This window comes from Nonomuraea sp. NPDC050783, from assembly GCF_040802095.1.
Taxonomy (GTDB): Bacteria; Actinomycetota; Actinomycetes; order Streptosporangiales; family Streptosporangiaceae; genus Nonomuraea.
The window spans coordinates 1-7390 of record NZ_JBFAHK010000056.1; the positions used below are offsets into that span (position 1 = coordinate 1).

A 7390-nucleotide genomic window follows, 5' to 3' on the forward strand; every position below is an offset into this window, starting at 1 on the left:
ATGTGGGACGACCTGGTACGCGGCGCCATCGGCGCGGTCGTCCTGGTCGACACCCGCCGGCTGGCCGACAGCTTCCCCGCCATCGACTACTTCGAGGAGGCGCAGCTGCCGTTCATCGTCGGGATCAACGGCTGGGACGGGCAGTACCCGCACAGCGACTCCGAGGTGCGCGACGCGCTCACCCTGGCCCCGCACATCCCCATGGTCCGGCTCGACGCGCGCAAGAAGGACTCGGTCAAGAACACGCTGATCGAGCTGGTCGAGCACGCCCTCTCGGTACGGATGGCCGTGCCGGGATGGGGCGGCTAGCCGGCCCCATCCCGGTCTCAGAGCGGCCGGGCCTCGATGAGGCTCGCGCCCGAGCCCAGGTCGACGACGTCGGCGAGGCCCAGATCGGCCTGGCCGAGCAGGGCGGCGTACTCGTCGCGGGTGCGCTCGGCGCCGCCGTTGAAGATCGCCAGCATCCGCAGGTCGATGTCCTTGCCCAGGTGCGGCGCGGCGTCGTCGGGGAGCACCACCTCCAGCACCAGGACCCGCCCGCCGGGGTTCATGGCCCGGCGGATGTTGCTCAGGATGGTGACGGAGTCGGCGTCGTCCCAGTTGTGCAGGACGCTGGCCAGCAGGTAGACGTCACCGCCGGCCGGGACCCCGGCGAAGAAGTCGCCGGCGACGACCTGCGTCCGGTCCGCCAGGCCCTCCTCGGCGAAGGTCCGCTCCGCCTGCCCGGTCACGTGCTCCAGGTCCATCAGGACGCCGCGCATCTGCGGGTTGGCGTGCAGGACCGTGGCCAGGATGTGGCCCTTGCCGCCGGCCACGTCCACCATCGTCGCGGCGGGCGGGAAGGTGTACGCCTTGACCAGGCCCTCGGTGAAGGGCAGGGCGCGGCGCTTCATGTAGTCGTCGAACATGGCGCTGACCGCCGGGTTGGCGGCCAGGTGGTCGTACAGGTGCCCGTACCGCTTGATGAAGGCCGAGTCGCCGTCGCGGACGGTGGCGGGGAGCATGCCCATCGCGTACCAGAAGCTCTCCTCGCCGAGCATCCTGATGGACGAGCGGACCGAGTCGGGCACGTCCGAGCGCAGGGCGGCGCCCCTCGGGGCCAGGTCGTAGGCGTCCTGGCCGGCTGGGCGGAGCAGGTCCATCGCGGCCAGCTCGCGCAGCACCCGGCGCAGCGCGGCCGGGTCGGCCCCGCAGCGCCGGGCCAGCTCCGCGCTGCCGAGCGGGCCGTCCGCCAGGTGGTCGGCCACGCCCAGCTCCGCCATGGTCAGCAGGGCGGCCAGCCGGGAGATGTCGCCTACGGCTCCCCAGAGGAGCTCGTCGGAATGCGGCATGGGTCCTTCCAGGGGTCAGGTCAGGTCGCGTTGCGGGTGGCCTGCCGGTGCCAGACGAGCAGGCGCCGCTCGGCCAGCACGAACAGGGTGTTCACGAGGTAGCCGAGCACGCCGAGCAGGGCGATCGTGGCCCACACCCCGGCGCCGTCGAAGCTGCGCTGCGCCTGCAGCAGCTGGTAGCCGATGCCGTCGGTGCTGCCGAACAGCTCCGAGATGACCATGAGGATCAGCGCCAGCGACAGGCTCAGCCGCAGCCCGGCGAAGATCTTCGGCGAGGCCGCGGGCAGCACCACCAGGCGCAGGTACTGCGCCTTCGACAGGTTGAAGACGACGGCCGTCTCGGTGTAGGTGCGGTCCACCGCCCGTACGCCGTCGATCGAGTTGAGCAGCACCGGCCAGATCACGCCGAACACGATCGCCGCCAGCATCATCGACAGCCCCGCGTGGAACAGCACGATGAAGACCGGCAGCAGCAGCGGCGGCGGGATCGCCCGGCCGAACTCGATCAGCGGGTCCACGTAGTCGGCCGCCGTGCGCGAGCGGCCCAGCAGCACGCCCAGCAGCACGCCCAGCACGGCGGCCAGGATCCAGCCGGCGAACATTCGGCCGAGGCTCGGCAGCAGGTTGTCCATCGCGTCGTCGGTCAGGAAGATCCGCGAGGCGGGGCCGGAGAACCACAGCTCGTACATGCGGGAGACGATCGTCGTGGGCGGCGGGAAGTCGGTGTCCTCCAGCGCGCGGGCGCCGACCTCCCACACCACGAGCACGGCGGGGACGACCCAGAACCGGGCGAGTGCCTTCACGACCGCGCTCCCGTCCGCATGCGGTGCCACTGGAACAGGCGGCGCTCGCCGGCCAGCAGGACCAGGTTGGCGACGACGCCGAACAGCCCGGCCCAGACCGTCGCCGCCATCATGAGGTCCATCCGGTTGCCGCTGCTGGCCTGGACCACGAACACGCCGAGACCGGCGGCGCCGCCGGCGATCAGCTCGGCGCTGACCGCCAGGACCAGCGCGATGCCGGCCGCGATCCGCACGCCGGTGGCCACGAACGGGGCCGCGCTGGGCAGGCTCACCCTGGCCAGCACCGCCAGCGGGCCGAAGCCGAAGCTGCGCAGGGACTCCTTGGCCACGGGGTCCACGTCGTGCATGCCGTAGAGGGTGTTGATGAGGATCGGCCACACCGAGGCGTACACGATCACCGAGACCTTCATCATCCCGTCCGCCGGGATGAGCAGGATCGCGAGAGGGATGATGGCGACCGAGGGGATCGGGCGCATGAACTCCAGGACCGGCCGGATGGCCCGTTCCACCGGCGGCAGCGAGCCCAGCAGCACGCCGAGCGGCACCGCGAGGCAGGTGGCGACCAGCAGGCCGACGGCCCAGTTGGCGAGGGTGGTGCCGAGCCCGGCCAGGAAGTCGGGATCCGCCAGGAGACGCACGGTCTCGGCCAGGATGACCGACGGGGGAGGGAAGCTCAGGTCGTCGCTGATGACGAAGCGGATGACCAGCTCCCCGGCGACGATGAACCCCGCGGCGCCGACGGCGCCGCGGAGCAGCCTGGCACCGGTCATCCGCTCGACGCGGGCGCCGCGATCACGGACTTCACGTCGATCGGGCTCTTGAGGTACTTGTACTCCAGCATGAGGTCGGCGACCTTCTGCAGGCGGTTGGCGTTCAGCTCACTCGGGTACGTGCCGAGGGTGATCACCGAGGCCGTCTTGGCGTCGATCTTCGTGTACTTCGGCAGCATGGCCTCGATCTCCTTGCGGTCGCTGGAGGCGAGCTGCTGGGCCTTGGCGATCGCGCGCTGGAAGGCGGCCAGGGTCTTCGGGTACTTCTGCACCCATTCCTCGGTGGCCATCCAGCCGGCGATGGGCAGGTCCTCGGTCTGGCCGGTCATGGTGTCGGCCAGCTTGCGGAAGCCGTTGGCGCTCTGGTTGGCGGTGATGAACGGCTCGGTGATCCAGCCGGCGTCGGCCTGGCCCGCCTTGATCGCGTTGCCCATGTCGGGGAACGGCTTCTCGGCGAACTTCACGTCGTCCTTGGTGAGACCGGCGACCTTGAGCTGCGTCTCCACGGCCAGGGTGGCGACGTTGTCGAGGTTGTTGACGAGGATCGTCTTGCCCTTGAGGTCGGCCACCGTCTTGATGGGTGAGTCGTTGGGCACCATGATGACGAAGGTGTTGGCGCCGGCCTGGTACATGTCGGCGACCAGCTTGATCTTCTTGCCGGCGGCGACGGCGCGGAAGGTCGAGACGTAGTTGGTCTGCGAGATGTCGAGCTTGCCGCTCTCGATCATCGGAACGGCCACGGCGCCACCGGTGATGGTCTCCGGCTTCACCGTCAGGCCCTCTTCCTTGAAGAAGCCCTTCGTCTGGGCGATGTAGAGCGCTACAGGGTCAGGGATCGGAAGGTGCCCCACCGTAATGGTGGTTTTCTCCAAGCCCTTGCTGTTGGCTGAGGTGGCGCCACCGTCGTCGGATCCACCGCAGCCGGCAAGTGTCAGAGCGACTGTGACGCCGAGGGCGGCGGCGTAACAGCGCAGTTTGCGTGTCATCGGGGGGTTCTCCTACCAGGGGGAAGCTTCTGGAGATCGGCACAGCATGCCGGGCGTGAAGCGTAGCGGAAGGGACTGGGAGAACGGCAGCGGAATGCCGCATATCTGTGCTTTATCTGTTGAAGATGATACTAAACAGCTATAGATGTAAATATGTGGACAAAGACCGTTTACATGCTGAATGTCCGGATTGGTGGAGCGGTTGCGCTACGTGGCCGAGAGCTTGCCATGTGAACAATGTGTGAGTTGGAACGGTTGAAAAACGGCGATACGTTGGCCTAAGTATGAGGTTTGTGCTCAAATTGGGCCTCGAACTTGCCTGCGATCACTCTTCCGAGCGACGAAGCCGCTGAGACCCCCTGAAGCAGGCCATGGCGAGAGGTTGCCACCAGTGAGGACAACAACGACCGGCACCGGTCGTGGTAGGGCCCCGGACGTGCCCGAAAAGTCAGCGGGCGGCGAGGTGCCAGAGGTTCGGCTGCCCAAGGCGGGCAGCCCGCTCGCGCTGCGCAACTGGCGTGTACGAACCCGCCTCATCGCCCTCATCGCCATTCCCACGATCGTGGCCGTCGTGCTGGGCGCCCTCCGCGTCACCAGCTCGATCGGCAGCGCCCAGCAGTACCAGGTCGTCGGCGAGGTCAACGGTCTCATCACCCAGGTCGGCGAGCTGGTCCGCGACCTGGGCCTCGAACGCGACCTGGCCAGCCGCTACGCCGCCGCCGGCCGTACGGGCGCGGCGCGGGACCGGCTCACCGGGCAGCAGGGCATCGTCGACGTCAGCGTCAACCGCGTCCTGTCCAGGGCGAAGACCACCGAGGCCGACCTGTCGGAGATCGGCCGCCGCGCCTTGGAGCGCGTCAGGACCCGCCTCTCCCAGCTCCGCGCGCTGCGCGACACGGCGATCAAGTCGCAGCTCCCGCCGCTGCCCACGATGGAGAAGTACTCCGAGACCATCGCCGACCTGCTCCAGCTCTACGACGAGCTGGCCCAGGGCGCCTCCGACGAGCAGCTCATCTCCACCAGCGCCGCCCTGCGCTCGATCGCCCGCGCCGAGGAGGAGGCCTCCAAGCAGCGCGCGCTCCTGGGCATCGCGCTGGAGCGCGGGTCGTTCGAGGAGACCGAGTTCAACGCCTTCCTCGACGCCGGCTCCAAGCGCAACAGCGAGCGGGCGGCCTTCCGCTCGGCCGCCACCCTGCAGCAGCGGCAGATGTTCGACGACACCGTCGCGAACCTGAAGGTCGGCCGCGCCGAGTTCTACATCGACCGCGCGGTCCTGCTGCACAACAACGCCGTCGGCGTCGCCAGCGGCAACAACGTCGCCGGCACCCGCTACCTGCGCCGCCTCGACACCTCCAGCAACGACGACGCCAACCTGTGGTTCGACTCGATCAGCGAGACCGTGGACCGCCTCCACCAGGTGCAGAAGACCCTGGGCGTGCAGGTCTCCACCCGCAGCACCGACGTCGCGAGCAGCGACCGGCAGCTCGCCGCGATCAACATCGCGATCGTCGTCGGCCTGCTGATCCTGGTCCTCGCGATCACCGCCGTCATGGCGGGTTCGCTGGTGCGGCCGCTGCGCCGCCTGCGCGGCGACGCGCTCAAGATCGCCGGCCAGACCCTGCCCGACCTGGTCCGCCAGCTCCGCGAGACCGACGTCAACCCCGACCAGCTCCGCGTGCCGCCCATCGAGATCAACTCCAGGGACGAGATCGGGGAAGTGGCCCGGGCCTTCGACGAGGTCCACCGCGAGGCGGTCCGCCTGGCGGGCGAGGAGTCCAAGCTGCGGGCCAACGTCAACGCGATGTTCGTCAACCTGTCGCGCCGCAGCCAGACGCTCGTCGAGCGGCAGATCACCCTCATCGACGGCCTGGAGCAGGGCGAGCAGGACGAGCAGCGGCTCAGCAACCTGTTCAAGCTGGACCACCTGGCCACCCGCATGCGCCGCAACAGCGAGAACCTGCTGGTCCTCGCCGGCCAGGAGCCGCCGCGCCGCTGGAGCCAGCCGGTCAAGCTGGTGGACGTGGCCCGCGCCTCGCTGTCGGAGGTCGAGAACTACGAGCGGGTCGTGCTGGAGGTGCCCGAAGGCGTCTCCATCGCCGGCCAGGCCGTCAACGACATCATCCACCTGCTCGCCGAGCTGATCGAGAACGCGCTGTCGTTCTCGCCGCGCGAGACCCGCGTCCCCGTCTCCGGCAGCCGGATCGACGGCGGCGGCATCATGCTGTCCATCAGCGACTCCGGCATCGGCATGACCGCCGAGGAGCTGGCCCAGGCCAACGACAGGCTGACCAACGCCCCCACCGTGGACGTGTCGGTCTCCCGCCGCATGGGCCTGTTCGTGGTCGCCCGCCTGGCCCACCGCCACGGCATCCGGGTGCAGCTCCGGCCGCACGGCTCCGGCGGCCTGACCGCCATGGTGCTCATCCCCGAGTCGCTGCTCGGCGCGCAGACCCCCTCGTACGCCGGCTCCGCCACGCCCGCCGGGGCGGGCGTGGGCACCGGGCCGTCGCACGAGGACGCGTTCTCCCCGCAGCAGCCCGCGGCGGCCGGCTGGCCGGCCACGCCCTACCAGCTCGGTCCCGGCCATCCGTCCTACCCGTCGTACCCGTCGGCGGAGCCCGCGGCGGCCGGCTCCCCGTGGTCCGCGGCCCCGCAGTGGCCCTCGGACAACGGGACGGGCAACGGGACGGGCAACGGGCTGGGCGCCGGGATGGGCAACGGTCTCGGCGGCGGGATGGGCACCGGCGCGGGCGGCACCGGCAACTGGATGGCGGGCAACTCCGCGCCCTCGTCGGACGTGTGGGTCTCCTCGCGCGGCCCGGCGACCGGCGAGACCACGGCGCTGCCGCGCCGGGGCGCCCTGCCGGAGGAGCCCGCGCCCTGGACCCGCGCCCCCGAGGAGCCGGGCCCGTGGACGCGTACCCCCGAGCCGCAGCCCGCGGCCGGCTCGCGCTACGACTTCCCCGAGGTCCAGGCCGACGCCACCGGCCCCATCCCCGTGGTCAAGCCGGCCTCGGACGGGGACGAGTACCTGCCGATCTTCGCCTCCGTGGAGTCCGCCTGGTTCGAGCACGGCAGCGAGGCCGGTGCCGCCAGCTGGGGCTCCAGCAAGGCGGACGAGGGCTGGAGCGCGGCCAAGGCCGTGGTCGAGCCGGTCCGTGACGGGGCGACGGCCTCCGGGCTGCCCAAGCGGGTGCCCAAGGCCAACCTGGTGCCCGGCTCGGCCGACACCGTCTCGGCTCCCAAGGGCGTCGCGCCCATGCCCGCGGTCTCGCCCGACCGGGTGCGCAGCCGCCTGTCGAGCTTCCAGCAGGGCTTCCGGGCCGCACGCGATGACATCAGCGAGGGCAGGACGTACGGGTCCGGCCCCAGGAGTGACAGCAGGGAGGAGGGCGCGTGAACGACCTGAGCCACGCGGCACGCGGCGTCGACTGGTTGATCACCGACTTCGTCAGTACGGTTCCGGGGGTCGCGCACGCGGTGGTGGTCTCATCGGATGG

At 70.4% G+C, this 7390-nt stretch carries 6 protein-coding genes and 1 pseudogene; 3 read left to right on the plus strand and 4 right to left on the minus strand.

Annotated elements, in window-relative coordinates; all coding sequences use genetic code 11:
* Positions 1 to 309: ATP/GTP-binding protein (locus AB0H75_RS50010; protein ID WP_367809138.1), on the plus strand; the 309-nt coding region annotated here is incomplete at its 5' end.
* 17 nt (positions 310 to 326) lie between these two features.
* Here the strand turns inward: AB0H75_RS50010 and AB0H75_RS50015 are convergent.
* From AB0H75_RS50015 to AB0H75_RS50030, 4 genes are read right to left on the minus strand one after another with little or no spacing between them, the layout of a single operon-like run.
* On the minus strand, positions 327 to 1331 hold the full coding sequence (locus AB0H75_RS50015; RefSeq protein WP_367809140.1) for a methyltransferase: 1005 nt from the start codon (positions 1329 to 1331) through the stop codon (positions 327 to 329).
* Positions 1332 to 1351: 20 nt separating this feature from the next.
* Positions 1352 to 2134, minus strand: coding sequence for an ABC transporter permease (locus tag AB0H75_RS50020; protein ID WP_367809142.1), 783 nt, complete (start codon positions 2132 to 2134; stop codon positions 1352 to 1354).
* The gene (locus tag AB0H75_RS50025) at positions 2131 to 2904 is read right to left on the minus strand and encodes an ABC transporter permease (RefSeq protein ID WP_367809144.1); all 774 of its coding nucleotides are present in this window, start codon (positions 2902 to 2904) and stop codon (positions 2131 to 2133) included. The genes AB0H75_RS50020 and AB0H75_RS50025 overlap by 4 nt, the downstream gene beginning before the upstream one ends.
* The gene (locus AB0H75_RS50030) at positions 2901 to 3890 is read right to left on the minus strand and encodes an ABC transporter substrate-binding protein (protein ID WP_367809146.1); all 990 of its coding nucleotides are present in this window, start codon (positions 3888 to 3890) and stop codon (positions 2901 to 2903) included. Before AB0H75_RS50030 ends, AB0H75_RS50025 begins: the two co-directional genes overlap by 4 nt.
* Positions 3891 to 4326: 436 nt before the next feature.
* Between AB0H75_RS50030 and AB0H75_RS50035 the strand changes: the two genes are divergently transcribed.
* Positions 4327 to 7290, plus strand: a complete 2964-nt coding sequence (locus AB0H75_RS50035; protein ID WP_367809148.1) for a nitrate- and nitrite sensing domain-containing protein — start codon at positions 4327 to 4329, stop codon at positions 7288 to 7290.
* A gap of 5 nt (positions 7291 to 7295) precedes the next feature.
* Positions 7296 to 7390, plus strand: a pseudogene (locus tag AB0H75_RS50040) (roadblock/LC7 domain-containing protein); the annotation flags it as partial.